Genomic DNA, 16,484 nt, shown 5'->3' with positions numbered 1-16,484 from the left:
GTCCGGGGCGTACCGGCGATTGACGTCGTACCGATACCGTATAGCCTTACTATGACGCCATTATGTCAAAACTTCCACACTTTTTATTGACGCCGGATCAGTCTGCCCGGTTTGTGTCGCCCATAAAAAGAAACCCCCGCGATAAGGGGGTTATCGCGGGGGTTGCCATCTACTTACAGGATGGGGCCCGTCCCGGGCCTAGTGGCGTGCGTCCTTTCAGTTCCGTTGCCCTGCGTCCAGTGCCTGTATCCGTTAAAAGAGATTATGCGCCACCTGCCGGCCGGGCAATAGTGGCGAATGTCGGAAAGGTTTGTGCGAGATATCTCACAAACCGTGGAATCAGAAAATCTCCTCGGGCTCCAGATCAAACAGATAGTCAGGCGAAATATCCATATCCCGGGTGATGTTTTCCCCCTGATCCTGCAGCAGTTCCCGCTCCTCGTCGTCCAGCTCCTGCTCCAGCCCCTGGCGGATCACCACCTCGACCCGGCGATTTCTGGCCCGGTTGTCCGGATTGTCATTCGGCGCCAACGGCCGGGTGTCGGCAAAGCCGGTCACCTCAAAGCGGTCCTGATCGATATAGTCGCCGCGCATCAGTTGGTGCGCCACGGATACCGCCCGGGCCGACGACAACTCCCAGTTGGAACGGAAGCGGGCCGAATTGATGGGAATGTTGTCGGTGTGCCCCTGGACCTTGATACGCCCCGGCTGGAGCATCAGTACCGCCTGAATTTCGTCCAGAACATCAAAGTAATCTTCCGCCAACTCCGCCGACCCGGAGCGAAACGACCCCTGCTCCCGAATCCGGATGATGATCTGACGCCCACGGGTTTCGATTTCAATCTGCCCGGAGGTGATCTGCGGCTGCAGACGCGCCGCCAGGGCCATGGCATCCTGCTCGGTTTCCCGGATCAGTTCCTCCAGCCGCTGCTTCAACTGCTCGCGCGCCGAGTCTTCGTATTCCGGCTCGCCCTGCTGGATATCAAACTCCTCGGCGCAGTAGACTTCCAGACTCATCTGGGTGGTGTCATCGGTGCTCTGGAAAATTTCGTTGATTGGAGTCGGCTCAGGCTTCCCCGGGCTGAACTCCTGGGCGATGATGCTGGTGCCTTTGGGCACCTCGTTGACCTGGAGCTCGGTCTGAACCCCGAACGCCTGCGCCAACGAGCCGGCCAGGCGCTTGAACTTCATGGCGTCCATTTCGGAAAACGAGAGCAGCAGTACAAAGAAGCACAACAAGAGCGCCATCAAATCGGCAAAGGTCGCCATCCAGGCAGGGAGGCCTGCGGCCTGACGTTTTTTACGGGGCGTATCGTCATCCATATCCTACTCCCCCTCAGGCGGCATCCGTGTCCGCGACGTCCCGCTTCCGCTCGGGCAAGTAAGTGCGCAACATGGAGTCGATCACCCGGGGATTCTGGCCACTCTGGATAGCCAGCAGGGCATCGATGATCAGGCTCTGCACCAGTACCTCCTCATCCGCGCGCAACTTGAGCTTATCGGAAATGGGCAGGAACACGGCGTTGGCGAGCAGAGAACCGTACAGAGTGGTCAGCAGAGCGATGGCCATGGCCGGACCGATGGCTTTGGGGTCTTCCATATTCGACAGCATCGCCACCAGACCAATCAGGGTACCGATCATGCCCATGGCCGGCGCCACATCCCCGAGTGCGCTGAAAATGGACGCGCCCTTCAAATGGCGATCCTCCGCCAGGTAGCGATCCTTGGACATCATCGCCTTGACCACCTCCGGGTCGTGGCCGTCCACCAGCAACTGAATGCCTTTCTGCAGAAAGTCGCTGCTGACCTCCTTACCTTCCAAGGATAACAGACCGCCTTTGCGCGCTGCGTCGGCCAGTTCGACAATCTCCTCGATCAGTTCCGCCGGGTCCGTGCTTCGATAGACAAAGCTCTTGGCGGCCACCTTGGTGGCACCGAAGAACTGCCCCAGACTGAACTTGGCCATTACGGCGAATACGGTGCCCCCGACCACAATCAACAGGGACGGCGCATTGACGAATATCATCAGGTCGCCGGACAGCACCATGGAGGCGACGATCAGACCAATTGCGCCGATGATCCCTACGAGGGTTGCTAAATCCACTGGTGGCTCCTCACACTAGGCTGAAACGGCCGATACGCCGTGTTGAATCTGCGGTAAAACCTGCATCTTAGCAGCAGTCGGTTTATAATTGCGCCCTTTATCACCACAGACATCCCGCCAGGAGTCTATCGGCCAATGCCGGAAAATCTTCACCTCGACCCTGGCCCAAACGACAGGTGCCCCATGCCCACGAAAAAGAAGTCCGTGGACTTTGAACAGTCACTGAGCGACCTGGAAGCGCTGGTGAACCAAATGGAGCAAGGCGAGCTCTCTCTGGAAGAATCCCTGAAAGCCTTTGAGCGCGGGATTCAGCTGACCCGGGATTGCCAGGAGCGCCTGAGCGCGGCGGAACAGCAGGTTCAGGTACTGATGGAACAGCAGGGTCAGATCAGCGTTCAGCCGATGACGCCCGGCGGCGAGGATGACGGTGAATGAGCACCGACTTCGACGCCTTCGCCGGCCCCTGGCGTGAACGCTTCAACCGGGGTTTGACCCGGTTTCTCCCGCAACCCGATGCTCAGCGCCCGCAACTGGCCGAAGCCATGGCCTACAGCCTGGCCAATGGCGGCAAGCGGGTCCGCCCCATGCTGGTCTACAGCACGGGCGCGGCGCTGCGCTACGAACCCGACCAGGCCCTGGATACGGTCGCGGTTGCCCTGGAATGCTTACACGCTTATAGCCTCATCCATGACGACTTACCCGCCATGGACGATGATGACCTGCGCCGCGGGCAGCCCAGTTGCCACATCGCCTTCGACGAGGCGACGGCCATTCTGGCCGGAGATGCCCTGCAGACGCTCGCCTTTGAGGTGCTCGCCCGGTGCGACCGCCTGTCGGCGGAGCAGCGCGTGGCGCTGATTACCGACCTGGCTCAGGCCGCCGGTGCACAGGGGATGGTACTGGGTCAGGCCATCGACCTCGGCGCCGTTCACCAGAGTCCGGACATCGCCCAGTTGGAGCGCATGCACCAACACAAAACCGGCGCCCTGATTCGCGCCAGTGTCGCCATGGCGGCCCGCGCCTGTGCCGCCTCGGCCGGTGAACGCGAGGCCCTGAGCGACTACGCCGGCGCCATCGGCCTGGCCTTTCAGGTACAGGACGATATTCTGGATGTCATCGCCGATACCAGCACGCTGGGCAAGCCCCAGGGAGCCGACACCGCGCGGGACAAGCCCACCTATGTGTCCCTGCTTGGACTCGACGGCGCGCAATCCAAAGCCCGGGAACTGCTCACTCAGGCCCTCGACAGCCTGAGCGGGTTCGACGACAGCGCTACAGCGCTGCGCAGCCTCGCGCATTACATTATTGAGCGCGGGCACTGACGCCCCGCTAGGCAGACGGGCTTCTGGCCCCTACAATGGCCCCTTTCCAATAACGACGTGACTCATGTTTGACGAAATTCCCACAGACCGCCCGGAAACGCCCCTGCTCGACCAGATTGACTCGCCAGAGCAACTGCGGGCGCTGAATGAGCGGGACCTGGAGCCGCTGGCCGAGGAGCTGCGTGCCTACCTGCTGTACAGCGTGGGACAGAGCGGTGGACACTTTGGCGCCGGACTGGGGGTCGTGGAGCTGACAGTGGCCCTGCACTACGTCTATCACACCCCGGATGACCGTCTGGTATGGGACGTGGGCCACCAGACCTATCCCCACAAAATCCTCACCGGCCGNCGCGAACGCATGAGCAGTATTCGTCAGGGGGGCGGNCTGTCCGGCTTTCCCAAGCGGGGCGAAAGCGAATACGATACTTTNGGNGTGGGCCATTCAAGCACGTCCCTCAGCGCCGCCCAGGGCATGGCNCTGGCCAGTGCCATGACCGGCAGCGAGCGCAAGTGCGCCGCCATTATCGGCGACGGCGCCATGACCGCCGGAATGGCGTTCGAGGCGCTCAACCANATTGCCCACACGGACACCGACCTGCTGGTCATCCTGAACGACAACAACATGTCNATCTCCCCCAANGTGGGTGGGCTGGCCACCTACCTGTCCAAGGTATGGGGCAGCAAGTTCTACAACTCCCTGCGCGAGGGCAGCAAACAGGTACTCACCAAAATTCCCTCCGCCTGGGAGTTCGCCCGGCGCACCGAAGAACACTTCAAGGGCTTCATGTCCCCGGGCACCCTGTTTGAGGAAATGGGCTTCAACTACGTCGGNCCCATCGATGGCCATGACCTGGGCAGCCTGGTGCGCTANCTGCGCAATNTACGCGAAGTCAAAGGCCCCAAGCTGCTGCACATCATCACCCGCAAGGGNAAAGGGTTTGGNCCGGCGGAGGACGACCCCGTGGGCTACCATGCGCTGAACAAGCTGGAGCCCAAACCGGCCCCCCGCAAACCCAGCGGCCCCAAGTACCAGAAGGTGTTTGGCGACTGGCTGTGCGATATGGCAGCGCGGGATGAGCGGTTGATNGGTATTACCCCCGCCATGTGTGAGGGCTCCGGCATGGTGGATTTCGCCCAGCGTTTCCCGGAGCGCTTCTACGATGTGGCCATTGCCGAGCAACACGCCGTCACATTGGCCGCTGGACTCGCCTGTGAGGGCCAGAAGCCGGTGGTCGCCATTTACTCCACCTTCCTCCAGCGCGCCTACGATCAACTGATCCACGATGTGGCACTACAGNACCTGGACGTCACNTTCGCCATCGACCGGGCCGGACTGGTCGGCGAAGACGGGCCCACCCACGGCGGCTCCTTTGATCTGACCTACCTGCGCTGCATTCCCAATATGGTGATCGCCGCCCCCAGCGACGAAAACGAGTGTCGCCAACTGCTGTACACCGCCTGGAAACATGAGGGACCGGCGGCGGTACGCTACCCACGAGGCACCGGNCCGGGAACGGATATTGAGCAGGCGATGAACGAACTGCCCATCGGTCAGGGACGGGAGCTGCGCCAGGGGCGCGAGGTGGTCATTCTGAACTTTGGCGCTTCACTCGCCACNNCCCTCACCGTGGCGGAGCGGATCGACGCCAGCGTCTGTGACATGCGCTTTGTCAAACCCCTGGATACCGCTCTGATCGAGCGCATGGCCGAGAGTCACACCCTGATCGTCACGGTTGAGGAAAACGCCATCGCCGGCGGCGCCGGCAGTGCGGTGGGAGAGCACCTGGCCANCCAGGGCTATNGCNACCCCCTGGCTGCCNCTCGGGTTTCGCGACGAGTTCGCCGAACACGACAGTCAGAAAAAACAGCTGGCCAGCCAGGGCCTGGACGCGGACGGGATTGAGAGGGCTATCCGTAACCACCTCGGACATTAACCCGCCNCTGGTGAGCATTCAAAATCTGAATACTCGAAAGCCCTACCATTCACTTTTCGACTAATAATGGACTTGTTTAGTCCAGAAAATCTTTCTATCCTGACTGTAATCGGTTACAAGAATTTTGAAGTGACATTCAGTAAGCGCGGCCACTCGCGCCTGAAAGCCGAATAAGAAACTTGAACTCCGTCTGCGAACGAGCCAAGACAACTTCTATTTATTGGCCTCAAAACAAACGACGCAAGACCTTCGACCTCAATTAAACAAACCATCCATAGCTCAAACCAGGAGGACCATATAGCCCAAAATGTAACCGGTTACTTTTAATCAAANCTGATAATAATGAGGACTCAAGAATGACTGNATTCACTCGAACCATCGCANCCNCCCTGCTGACACNGGCGNCGCNGTCAGTCCAAGCCGACCTGTCTGTCTCAGGCACACAGTTACTCGACGGAAACGGCAACNCCTTTGTAATGCGTGGCGTCAATGTGCCTCACGCCTGGTTCAGCGGACAAACCGATCAGTCTTTGCAGGATATTGCCACCCTCGGGGCCAATACCGTGAGGATCGTACTGAGCAATGGCGCCCAGTGGAACCGNACCCCGGCCTCTGAAGTGGCCANTATCATAAGCCGGGCCAAATCAGAAGAGCTTATTACGGTGCTGGAGGTCCACGACACAACCGGCTACGGTGAAGCGGGCAGCGCGGCGACAGTGTCCCAAGCGGTCGATTACTGGCTGGACATTCAGAACGTTCTGCAGGGTGAAGAGGACTATGTGATCATCAATATCGCCAACGAACCCTTCGGCAACGGACCATCGGCGAGTGACTGGGTCAGCGCTCACACCCAGGCGATCAGCCGACTGCGCAATGCCGGCCTGAATCATACCCTGATGGTCGACGCCGCCAACTGGGGGCAGGACTGGCAGGGCATTATGCGCGACAACGCGCAGCAGGTTCTGGCCAGCGACCCTCAAAGTAACGTCATATTCAGCGTTCACATGTATGAAGTGTATGACAGTGACAACGCCGTCAACAGCTACCTGTCCAGCTTCAACAATCAGGGCCTCGCTCTGGTCATAGGCGAGTTTGCTGCCGATCACTACGGAAGCTACGTCGCCGCCGATGCCATCATGGCACGGGCCGAGCAGTACGGTTATGGCTACCTGGGTTGGTCCTGGTCCGGAAACAGCTCCGACCTGTCCTCTCTGGATATTGTCAACAATTTCAACGGCAGCAGCCTGACCAGCTGGGGCAATCAGCTGTTTTATGCCACCAATGGCATCGCCAATACGAGCAACTCCGCCAGCATCTTTGGTGGCAGCAGTGGTGACGGCAACAGCTGTGGCACTGCCTCCAATGGCTACCCCTATTGCTGTGACTCCAGCTCTGATACCGGCGGCGGCTGGGGATGGGAAAACGGAGAGAGCTGTGTCATGCCCGATGGCGGCTCCTCAGGCTCGGGCCCCAGCACCTGCAACTGGTACGGAAGCATTTACCCGGTTTGCCAGAACCAGAGCACTGGCTGGGGATGGGAAAATGACCAGAGCTGCATAGGCCAGAGCACCTGCGATAACCAATAACCCACCGGCGGTCCGCATCATGCGGGCCGCGCCCCCTGGCAATAAAGTCACAAAGACCGTAAGGTACAGGGCTGGTTATCTGAACAACGGTCCTGTCATGATGCACGCCCCTAAACTCGAACCTTCTCCGGTGACTGAATGGCACAATGTCACCCCAAAGCAGTTTATCACCGAGATCGCACCCCGATTCGAACCGGCGATTCTGCGCGGTTATACCCAGGACTGGCCCGCTGTCACTCACGCCCTCAAGTCGCAACAGGCGTTGCGCGAGTATCTTGTCGGCTTCAGCCGGGGCGAGCCGATCGAGCTGTTTTTGGGCGCACCCGAGATTGGAGGGCGCTTTTCCTACGACGAGCACCTGCAGGGCTTCAATTTTGTTCGTCGTAAAGATCACTTTGAAACCGCCCTGCAGCGCCTCCAGCGCATGGAAGACGATGCCAATCCGCCGGCGTTTTATATCGGTGCCACCGCCATCCCACACACCCTGCCGGGACTGGAGCGTGACAACACCATGAACCTGGTGGACGAGCGGGTTCCCCCCAATATCTGGATTGGCAATCGCACCACCATCCCCACCCATTATGATGTTTCGGACAACCTCGCCTGCGTCGTGGCCGGGCGACGGCGCTTTACCCTGTTTCCGCCCGAACAGGTCCGCAACCTGTACGTCGGCCCCATCGACTTTACCCCCGCTGGTCAGCCCATCAGTCTGGTAGACCCCTACCAGCCGGACCTTGAGCGCTTCCCGAAGTTTGCCGAGGCCATGCCCACGGCGCGCGTCGCCGAACTTGAGCCCGGTGATGTGCTCTACATTCCGTCCCTGTGGTGGCACCAGGTGGAATCTCTGGCGAGGTTCAATGTGCTGATCAATTATTGGTGGGAGACCGGCGTACCAAACACCGGCTCACCCTTTGAGGCTCTGGTGCACGGTCTGTTGACGGTTCGTCAATTGCCGTTGGAAAAACGCCGGGCCTGGCAGACGTTTTTCGATCACTACCTGTTCAGCGAAACCGACCCGGCGGAGCACTTATCACCGGAACAACGACGGGCGTTGGGGGAAATGACGCCGGAGCTGGCTGACTACCTGAAGGGCTTTTTGCGCAACGCCCTGGACCGGCGCTGATCACGCTCCCAAAAAAGAAAGGGGCCCTCGAAGGGCCCCTTTCTATTCAGCGTCAAACGCTCTGATCTGCGATCCGATCAGGCACCACCGGTACCCGGCTCACCCCGATCCAGTTTGACGGCACGGTAGCCACCGCGCTTGCGGTCGTAGATGAACATGCCGGCGAAGAAGGCAGCCACGATCAACGCAATCGGCGCAACCCAACGGAACGCCATACGGCCACCGTAGTTGTCGGCCGGACGCAACACCGCACCCGCTTCAGCCTGCAGATCGGCAGCCGCCGGAATGCCCGAGTCCAGCAAGGCACGCAGGGCATTACCGGTCAGAGGGCCGTTGAGCTCACCGTCGGCGCGATAGTCGGACAGCGCGATCTCGTTCCGCTCGATCACGGTCTCGACGTCAGCGGGCAGATAGCCGAGCTCGGAGAGTGCGTCCAGATCGCCCGAGGCCTGCTCGGCGCGCTCCAGATACAGCGGGAAGGTTTCTTCCACCTCTTCAAGAATGGCGACTGTGCGCTGCTCATCCAGTGCCTCGGGCATATAGCGGTCGGCGACCACGCCCATCTGACCCTGCAGCGTACCGGAGACCCCCATACCCGCACCGATCATCAGCACGATACCGACCGAGCCGGCCTTGGGGAAACGCTCGCTCATCAAGCCCACCATGGTGGGGAAGAAGAAGGCCACACCAAAGGCAAACACGGTAGCGGCGAACAGCAGCTTGACCATACCGGTTTCAAAGATCGAGAACAGGATCAGACCGGTGCCGGTCAGAATCGCGGCGCAGAACAGCATGCCGGTCGGCGCCAGGCGCTCAACCACCGGGCCGGCGAACAGGCGCAGAACCGCCATCAAACCGGTCAACCAGGCAAATACCAACATGCCGTGCATGCCCGCATTTTCCAGTACATCCGGAATCCAACGCATGGGGCCCAGCTCCAGCGAGAGGGTGATCATCTTGATGACGATCAGCAGCAGCACGATGGGGTGGGTGATGGTATAGAACAGCACTTCCTTGACCGGCACACCGGCTTCGGCGGTTTCGGTCTTAGGGAACTTGAGCGGCAGCAGCATGGCGCCGTAGATGAAAATCGGGATGTACATGACGCCGATGTGAACGGTCCAGTGGCCCAGGTCGATGGCACCAAGATCACCGATCTGCGACATGAAGAAACCCAACAGAGCACCAACCACCATACCGCCGGGGAAAAAGGCGTGGAAGTGGTTGAGCTTGACCGTTTTGCGCTCCGGGTACAGCGCCGCCGTCATTGGGTTACCGGTGGCCTCAATCAGGCCATTGCCAATCCCCATGACGATCGCGCCCAGGAACAGGACCCAATAACCGCTCGGCGAGCCGGATACGAAGTAGGCCGACAGCACCAGACTGACACCGATCAGGTGACTGAAAAACGCCCCTGTCGCCGCGACCCGCAGGCCGATTTTTTCCAGAAAGGGTGCAACAAAAATCAGGGAGAGTGCCATCCCCCACAGCACGGCGCCGCCGATCATACCGATATCGGCGTTGGTCAGAATAAACTCGGTTTTCAACTGACCGAGAATACCGCCCACCAGGGCGAAGGAAAACGCGGTGGGGAACAGGGCAATACACGCCCCGACAAATAACCGCTTACGATTGATGCCATTGGCATCGACAGTGGCTGTACTCATAACTCACATCCTCATTATTTTTATCAACGCACCCGCCAGCGGTTGCCGGCGGGTGCGTGACCGTTTCGGGCACTATCGCCCGTCTTTGGTTACTGCTTTACAGAACGTCAGGAAACCAGCGGCGTCCAGCGGCCATCGGCCTCGGACGAGTTCAGCACCGCTTCAATAAACCGCATGCCCAGCACACCGGTTTCAATACCGGGTATCCAGGATTCGATCGGGTGCTGTTCGCCCTTGCGCTTGGCCACCAGAACATCGGCCACGTCGGTGTAGAGCGTAGCAAACGCCTCCAGGTAGCCCTCCGGGTGCCCAAACGGAATGCGAATACCGCGGGTCGCAATATCACTGTCGATATTGTCGTCCCGACGGGTAATCCGCTGGTGATGTCCGGCCAGCGGCGTCAGCCAGAGCTCATTGGGTTTTTCCTGAGCCCACTCCAGCCCCGCTTTGTCACCAAAGATGCGGATCTTCAGACCATTCTCACAACCGGGCGCGATCTGACTGGTCCAGAGCATGCCTTTGGCACCGCCTTTGAAGCGCATCATAGCGTGGACGTTATCGTCCACCGCCCGACCCGGAACAAAGGCGGTGAGGTCCGCACTGACCGAATCCAGCTCAAGCTGAGAAATAAAGGTGGCCAACTGGAAGGCGTGGGTGCCGATGTCGCCCAGGCAGCCCGCTTTACCAGAACGCTTGGGATCCGTGCGCCAGGCCGCCTGCTTGTTGTCTTCCTCCGGAGCCTGGGTCAACCACTCCTGGGGGTATTCCACCTGCACCAGGCGAACCTGACCCAAATCGCCCCGCTCGACCATTTCGCGGGCGTAGCGCACCAGCGGGTAGGCACTGTAGTTGTGGGTCAACGCAAAGAACGCATCGCTCTTGGCGCAGATCTGCTCCAGCTCCAGAGCTTCTTCCAGCGTGCGGGTGACCGGCTTGTCGCAGATCACGTTGATGCCGGCTTCCAGAGCGGCCTTGGCCACCGGGAAGTGCATGTGGTTGGGTGTGACAATGGCCACCGCCTCAATCCCGTCCTCACGCTTGGCCTCAGCGGCGAACATCTCCTCGTAGGAGGCGTAGGAACGATCTGGCGCAATGTGCAGCTCATCGGCGGAGGCTTTGGCCACGTCCGGCTTGGAGGACAGGGCCCCGGCGACCAGTTCATAGCGATCATCAATGCGCGCGGCAATACGGTGAACACCGCCAATAAAGGCGCCCTGTCCACCGCCGACCATGCCTAAGCGAACTCGTGCATCAGCCATTACTTACCTCCCAAACCCAGAATGCGGCGGTTACTTTCTTCATCGGCGTCTCCTCCTGCAAAATCGTCAAAAGCCTTCTCCGTTACACGGATGATATGGTCATTGACGAATTTCACGCCTTCTTCCGCCCCTGCTTCGGGATGTTTCAGCGCGCACTCCCACTCAATCACGGCCCAACCGTCGAAACCGTTGGCGGTCAGAATCGAGAAGATGCGCTTGAAGTCGGTCTGCCCATCGCCCAGCGAACGGAAGCGACCGGCACGCTCGACCCAGCCCTCGTAACCGCCGTAAACGCCCTGTCGGGCGCTGGGATTGAACTCGGCGTCCTTGACGTGGAACATCTTGATGCGATCGATGTAACGCTCGAGGAAGCCGATATAGTCGAGATTCTGCAGAACCAGGTGGCTGGGATCGTACAGAATATTGGCGCGCGGGTGGTTGTCCACTTCCTTCAGGAAGCGTTCGAAGGTAGCGCCATCGTGCAGGTCTTCACCCGGGTGAATTTCGTAGCACAAGTCCACACCCGCCTCGTCAAAGGCGTCCAGAATCGGCAGCCAGCGCTTGGCCAGCTCTTTGAAACCGGTGTCCACCAGGCCCGCCGGGCGCTGGGGCCAGGGGTACATGAAGGGCCACAACAGGGCGCCGGAGAAGGTGCCATGGGTTTTCAGACCCAGGTTCTTGCTGGCCTTGGCCGCCAGCATCAGCTGGTTGACCGCCCACTTCTGGCGCTCATCGGGCTTGCCGTGCAGCTCCGGCGGAGCAAAGCCGTCGAACATTTCGTCGTACACCGGGTGTACGGCTACCAACTGACCCTGCAGGTGGGTCGACAGGTCGGTAAGCTCCAGGCCGTAGCGCGCCAGGGTATCTTTCACTTCCTGGCAGTAATCGAGACTCTCCGCGGCCTTTTCGAGATCGAACAGGCGCTTGTCCCAGGACGGAATCTGGATGCCTTTGAAGCCCAGGCCACCGGCCCACTTGGATACGTTTTCCAGGCTGTTGAACGGCGCTTCATCGCCGGCGAACTGGGCCAGGAATAGCGCGGGCCCTTTCATCGTCTTCATTATTGTCTCCCCCATCGGTTTGGTGGATTATCAACCGGGTACCGGCAAACCACTTCTCGCGAAGCGGGACCGAGCCAGTACCCACAATAGATTGCCGTGTCGTCATCGCTTCACGACAGCGCTGTCAGCAAATGCGGTCGGGCGATTATGGCATCACCGGCGCCATATCTCTACCGCAGAACCCGAGCTGCGCCGGTAAAGATACGATAATAAACGGGTTAATGTCGATTCGACCACCAAAGAGCGAGATTTTCAACAGAGAATTGCTTTTTATATAGTAAACCCCGAAATAAAGGGTTTCAGCGGGACAAGCAAGGGGGAAGTACGGAAGTGCTATCTGTGTCGGGTTACGCGCTGCGCGCTAACCCGACCTACGGGTGGGTCGCGTAGGGCGGATAAGCCGAAGGCGCATCCGCCGCTACCCCTCACAGGTTAGCGCAAAGCGCTTAACCCGACACAGGTTTCAGCATCAGATTTTCATATCGCCGAAGAAGTTCTTCATACCGTCAAACCAGCTGCTCTGCCGGGGCGAGTTTTTGCCGCCTTTCATGGTGGACTGAAACTCCCTCAGTAGCTCTTTCTGCTTGCTGGTCAGATCCACCGGTGTCTCGACCACGACACGACACATCAGGTCACCACGAGCACCGCCGCGCACCGGGGTCACGCCCTTGCTCCGCAGCCGGAACAACTTGCCGGTCTGGGTCTCGGCAGGCACTTTGAGCTTGACCCGACCATCGAGGGTGGGAACTTCCAGCTCTCCACCGAGCGCCGCATCGACAAAATCCACGGGGACTTCGCAGTACAGGTCGGCCCCGTCGCGCTGAAAAATCTCGTGCGGTTTGACATGCACTTCTACGTACAGATCGCCCGCTGGACCACCTTCGGCCCCGGCCTCACCCTCACCGGACAGGCGGATGCGGTCTCCCGTATCGACACCGGCGGGCACCTTGACCGACAGTTTCTTGGTCTGCTCGACCCGGCCCTGACCGTGACAGCTGCCGCAGGGGTCGGTGATTATACTGCCCTTGCCACGACAGGTCGGACAGGCCTGCTGCACCGAGAAAAAGCCCTGCTGCATACGCACCTGGCCGATGCCGCCACAGGTGGTACAGGTTTTGGGCGAGGTGCCCTTTTTGGCGCCGCTGCCATCACAGGTGTCACAGGCCACCAGGGTCGGCACCTTGATCTGGACATTGGTGCCTCTGACGGCATCCTCCAGACTCAGCTCAAGGTTATAGCGCAGGTCGGCGCCTCGACTCGGGCCGCCGCGGCCGCGACCACCCCCGCCAAAAATATCGCCGAACACATCGCCGAAAATATCACTGAAGCTGCCGAAACCACCGGCTCCGGCGCCACCGCCCATGCCGGCACTCTGGTCGACACCGGCATGGCCAAATTGATCGTAGGCAGAACGCTTCTGCGCGTCGGACAGGACCTCGTAGGCCTCACTCGCCTCTTTGAACTTGTTCTCCGCCTCTTCGTCCCCCGGATTGCGGTCCGGGTGATGCTTCATCGCCACTCGACGATAGGCTTTTTTCAAATCAGCGGCGGACACGTCCCGGGAGACGCCCAGCACTTCGTAATAGTCGCGTTTTGCCATGCTACAGTCGCTTTTTGGTCAGTTACTACAGACACAACAAATGCGGGCATGCCCGCATTTGTTGCTACCGTCTTTCAAGGATTGGAGAAGCGGAATTACTTCTTCTCGTCATCCTTCACTTCTTCGAACTCGGCATCCACGGCGCCGTCGTCGTCTTTCGGAGCCTCCTGCTGGTCCGCACCGGCTTCCGCGCCGCCTTGGCCCTGCTGCTCGGCATAGAGCTTCTGTGCCAGAGAGCTGGAGGCTTCGGTCAGCTTGTTGGTCGCCGCTTCCATCGCGTCCTTGTCTTCGCCCTTGACGGCTTCTTCGGCCTCGGCGATCGCCGCTTCAATGGCCGACTTCTCTTCGTCGGTGGCCTTGTCACCGGCGTCTTTCAGGGTTTTCTGGGTGGCGTGAATCAGCCCTTCCAGCGTGTTGCGCGCGGTGACGGTCTCGGCAAACTTCTTGTCCGCTTCCGCATTGGCTTCGGCGTCTTTCACCATCTTCTCGATCTCGTCATCCGACAGACCGGAAGAGGCCTTGATCACAATGGACTGCTCTTTGCCAGTGGCCTTGTCTTTGGCGCTCACGTTCAAGATACCGTTGGCATCCAGATCAAAGGTCACTTCAATTTGCGGCACACCGCGGGTTGCCGGCGGAATGTCGGCCAGGTCGAAACGACCCAGGGACTTGTTCTGCGCCGCCTGCTTGCGCTCACCCTGAACCACGTGAATGGTCACCGCCGTCTGGTTGTCTTCCGCAGTTGAGAAAATCTGCGATTTCTTGGTCGGAATCGTGGTGTTTTTCTCAATCAGCGGCGTGGCCACACCACCCATGGTTTCAATACCCAGGGTCAGCGGCGTCACGTCGAGCAGCAATACGTCTTTCACGTCACCGGCCAGTACCGCGCCCTGAATGGCCGCGCCGACCGCTACCGCTTCGTCCGGGTTCACGTCTTTGCGCGGATCCTTACCGAAGAAGTCGGCCACCGCTTTCTGCACCATCGGCATACGGGTCTGGCCACCGACCAGAATTACATCGCTGATATCGCTGACGGATACGCCGGCGTCTTTGATGGCCATCTTCACCGGCTCGAGTGAGCGGGTGACCAGCTCTTCCACCAGAGATTCAAGCTTGGCCCGGGTGAGCTTCACTACCAGGTGCTTGGGACCGGTGTTGTCGGCGGTAATGTACGGCAGATTCACTTCGGTCTGCTGGCTGGAAGACAGCTCGATCTTGGCTTTCTCGGCCGCCTCTTTCAGGCGCTGCAGAGCCAGCGGATCGTTGTGCAGGTCAATACCCTGCTCTTTCTTGAATTCATCGGCCAGGTAGTCGATCAGGCGCAGGTCAAAGTCCTCACCACCGAGGAAGGTGTCACCGTTGGTGGACAGCACTTCAAACTGGTGNTCNCCNTCNACGTCGGCNATNTCGATNATGGAGATATCAAAGGTACCNCNACCGAGGTCNTATACCGCGATGGTGCGGTCGCCCTTCTGCTGGTCCATACCATAGGCCAGCGCCGCCGCAGTCGGCTCGTTGATGATGCGCTTNACGTCCAGGCCAGCAATCTTNCCGGCGTCTTTGGTCGCCTGACGCTGGGAGTCGTTGAAGTAGGCCGGAACGGTAATCACCGCTTCGGTGACCTTCTCGCCCAGGTANTCCTCGGCGGTTTTCTTCATCTTCTTNAGCACTTCAGCGGAAATCTGCGGCGGTGCTTTCTTTTCGTCCTTCACTTCAACCCAGGCGTCACCATTATCGGCGGCGACGATNTTGTAAGGCACCATNTTGATGTCTTTCTGNACCACATCATCCTTGAACTTGCGGCCGATCAGGCGCTTGACCGCATACAGGGTGTTGTGGGGGTTGGTCACGGCNTGNCGCTTGGCGCTCTGGCCAACGAGGATTTCGCCATCATTGGTAAAGGCCACGATGGACGGGGTTGTGCGATCACCCTCGGCGTTTTCGATTACCTTGGGCTTGCCGCCTTCCATTACGGATACACAGGAGTTGGTGGTACCCAGGTCAATACCGATGATCTTACTCATGAAAATCTCCTAAAGATGTTCTGTCGAAACGCGAAAGNTCAGCTCGCGCGCCTCGGTGTGTGTCTGCGGCTCCGACCCCGGAGTCCGCTTTCGCAATCAGTTACTTCCTATATTGGCCCTGTTCGATACTTTTCAAGGCCTTTATGCCGGCAATTTAAGGCTGCCGGCGATCCATCACGCATCCGCCGCCTTGGACACCACCACCATCGCCGGACGGACCAGGCGACCGTGCAGGGTATAACCCTTCTGGAACACGTCGATCACGGTGTTGGGCTCGACATCGGGGTTGGCNACCATGGTCATGGCCTGATGCANTTCCGGGTCAAAGGGTTCGCCCTGCGGATTGACGGGCANCACNTNNTGCTTGGCNAACACATCGATAAACGACTTGTGCGTCAGTTGAATACCCTCAACCACCGCCTTCAGCTCGGGATTGTCGGTATCCATGGTCGAGAGCGCCCGCTCCAGGTTGTCCACCACCGGCAAGAGGTCCTGCAGCAGCTTCTCCTGGCCGAACTTGTGTGCCTTCTCGACATCCTGCTCGGCCCGACGACGGGCATTCTGGGCTTCGGCCTGGGAGCGCAGCACCTGTTCTTTGGCCGCGTCCATAGCGGCGCTCAGGGATTCCACCTTGGCCTGCAGGGCCTCGACAGACGCCTCCTCAGCCCCCTCATCCTGAGCGGCATGGGTGTCGGCATCGGCCGACCCGGTTTCTGCCGCCACCTCTTCATACTCTTGAGCGTCGCGATTTTCTTCGTTAGCCACACTGATCTCCGTTGTCATTTACCTTGGCAGCCGGGANCT

At 59.6% G+C, this 16,484-nt stretch carries 13 protein-coding genes; 5 read left to right on the top strand and 8 right to left on the bottom strand.

Going from position 1 to position 16,484, the window contains the following annotated elements:
• Window positions 1-339: 339 nt before the first annotated feature.
• The gene (locus CMG77_RS01565; RefSeq protein WP_286804800.1) at window positions 340-1,323 is read right to left on the bottom strand and encodes a MotB family protein; all 984 of its coding nucleotides are present in this window, start codon (window positions 1,321-1,323) and stop codon (window positions 340-342) included.
• Between the two features lie 13 nt (window positions 1,324-1,336).
• Complete coding sequence (gene pomA, locus CMG77_RS01560; protein ID WP_123638165.1) at window positions 1,337-2,104, bottom strand: flagellar motor protein PomA; 768 nt, start codon at window positions 2,102-2,104, stop codon at window positions 1,337-1,339.
• 183 nt (window positions 2,105-2,287) lie between these two features.
• Between pomA and CMG77_RS01555 the strand changes: the two genes are divergently transcribed.
• The 5 genes from CMG77_RS01555 to CMG77_RS01535 all read left to right on the top strand — a co-directional run bounded on the left by CMG77_RS01555 (window position 2,288) and on the right by CMG77_RS01535 (window position 8,069).
• On the top strand, window positions 2,288-2,539 hold the full coding sequence (locus CMG77_RS01555) for an exodeoxyribonuclease VII small subunit (protein WP_024461118.1): 252 nt from the start codon (window positions 2,288-2,290) through the stop codon (window positions 2,537-2,539).
• A complete protein-coding gene (ispA, locus tag CMG77_RS01550) occupies window positions 2,536-3,426 on the top strand; it encodes a (2E,6E)-farnesyl diphosphate synthase (protein ID WP_286804796.1) in 891 nt (296 codons plus the stop codon). The genes CMG77_RS01555 and ispA overlap by 4 nt, the downstream gene beginning before the upstream one ends.
• Window positions 3,427-3,490: 64 nt before the next feature.
• Window positions 3,491-5,329, top strand: coding sequence for a 1-deoxy-D-xylulose-5-phosphate synthase (gene dxs / locus CMG77_RS01545; protein WP_286903496.1), 1,839 nt, complete (start codon window positions 3,491-3,493; stop codon window positions 5,327-5,329).
• Window positions 5,330-5,716: 387 nt separating this feature from the next.
• A complete protein-coding gene (locus CMG77_RS01540) occupies window positions 5,717-6,946 on the top strand; it encodes a cellulase family glycosylhydrolase (RefSeq protein ID WP_286903495.1) in 1,230 nt (409 codons plus the stop codon).
• A 97-nt stretch (window positions 6,947-7,043) separates the two neighbouring features.
• Window positions 7,044-8,069, top strand: coding sequence for a cupin-like domain-containing protein (locus CMG77_RS01535; RefSeq protein ID WP_211331058.1), 1,026 nt, complete (start codon window positions 7,044-7,046; stop codon window positions 8,067-8,069).
• Window positions 8,070-8,146: 77 nt separating this feature from the next.
• Here the strand turns inward: CMG77_RS01535 and CMG77_RS01530 are convergent, their stop codons facing one another.
• From CMG77_RS01530 to grpE, 6 genes are all read right to left on the bottom strand, one after another.
• Entirely contained in the window at window positions 8,147-9,736 is a 1,590-nt protein-coding gene (locus CMG77_RS01530) for an MFS transporter (RefSeq protein ID WP_286804791.1), read from the bottom strand.
• Window positions 9,737-9,843: 107 nt separating this feature from the next.
• Window positions 9,844-10,995 carry a Gfo/Idh/MocA family protein gene (locus tag CMG77_RS01525; RefSeq protein ID WP_123638170.1) on the bottom strand — a complete coding sequence of 384 codons (1,152 nt, stop codon included), beginning with the start codon at window positions 10,993-10,995 and terminating at the stop codon, window positions 9,844-9,846.
• Window positions 10,995-12,056 (bottom strand): sugar phosphate isomerase/epimerase family protein, encoded by a 1,062-nt coding sequence (locus CMG77_RS01520; RefSeq protein WP_123638171.1) that lies wholly within the window; start codon window positions 12,054-12,056, stop codon window positions 10,995-10,997. Before CMG77_RS01520 ends, CMG77_RS01525 begins: the two co-directional genes overlap by 1 nt.
• Before the next feature lie 469 nt (window positions 12,057-12,525).
• Complete coding sequence (gene dnaJ / locus CMG77_RS01515; RefSeq protein ID WP_286804789.1) at window positions 12,526-13,656, bottom strand: molecular chaperone DnaJ; 1,131 nt, start codon at window positions 13,654-13,656, stop codon at window positions 12,526-12,528.
• 95 nt (window positions 13,657-13,751) lie between these two features.
• Window positions 13,752-15,680 carry a molecular chaperone DnaK gene (gene dnaK, locus CMG77_RS01510; RefSeq protein ID WP_286903494.1) on the bottom strand — a complete coding sequence of 643 codons (1,929 nt, stop codon included), beginning with the start codon at window positions 15,678-15,680 and terminating at the stop codon, window positions 13,752-13,754.
• A 174-nt stretch (window positions 15,681-15,854) separates the two neighbouring features.
• Window positions 15,855-16,463 (bottom strand): nucleotide exchange factor GrpE, encoded by a 609-nt coding sequence (gene grpE / locus CMG77_RS01505; protein WP_502691716.1) that lies wholly within the window; start codon window positions 16,461-16,463, stop codon window positions 15,855-15,857.
• Window positions 16,464-16,484 lie beyond the last annotated feature (21 nt).

The sequence above is a fragment of the Marinimicrobium sp. genome (assembly GCF_002695945.1).
In the GTDB taxonomy this organism is placed as follows: domain Bacteria; phylum Pseudomonadota; class Gammaproteobacteria; order Pseudomonadales; family Cellvibrionaceae; genus Marinimicrobium; species Marinimicrobium koreense.
The sequence above is the reverse complement of the archived record's forward strand: the minus strand, read 5'-3'. Positions and strand labels throughout refer to the sequence as shown.

Coding starts and splice junctions, on each gene's coding strand:
- CMG77_RS01565 (WP_286804800.1), bottom strand. CDS start 1,323: ATGGATGACGATACGCCCCGTAAAAAACGTCAGGCCGCAGGCCTCCCT.
- CMG77_RS01555 (WP_024461118.1), top strand. CDS start 2,288: ATGCCCACGAAAAAGAAGTCCGTGGACTTTGAACAGTCACTGAGCGAC.
- ispA (WP_286804796.1), top strand. CDS start 2,536: ATGAGCACCGACTTCGACGCCTTCGCCGGCCCCTGGCGTGAACGCTTC.
- CMG77_RS01535 (WP_211331058.1), top strand. CDS start 7,044: ATGATGCACGCCCCTAAACTCGAACCTTCTCCGGTGACTGAATGGCAC.
- CMG77_RS01530 (WP_286804791.1), bottom strand. CDS start 9,736: ATGAGTACAGCCACTGTCGATGCCAATGGCATCAATCGTAAGCGGTTA.
- CMG77_RS01525 (WP_123638170.1), bottom strand. CDS start 10,995: ATGGCTGATGCACGAGTTCGCTTAGGCATGGTCGGCGGTGGACAGGGC.
- CMG77_RS01520 (WP_123638171.1), bottom strand. CDS start 12,056: ATGAAGACGATGAAAGGGCCCGCGCTATTCCTGGCCCAGTTCGCCGGC.
- dnaJ (WP_286804789.1), bottom strand. CDS start 13,656: ATGGCAAAACGCGACTATTACGAAGTGCTGGGCGTCTCCCGGGACGTG.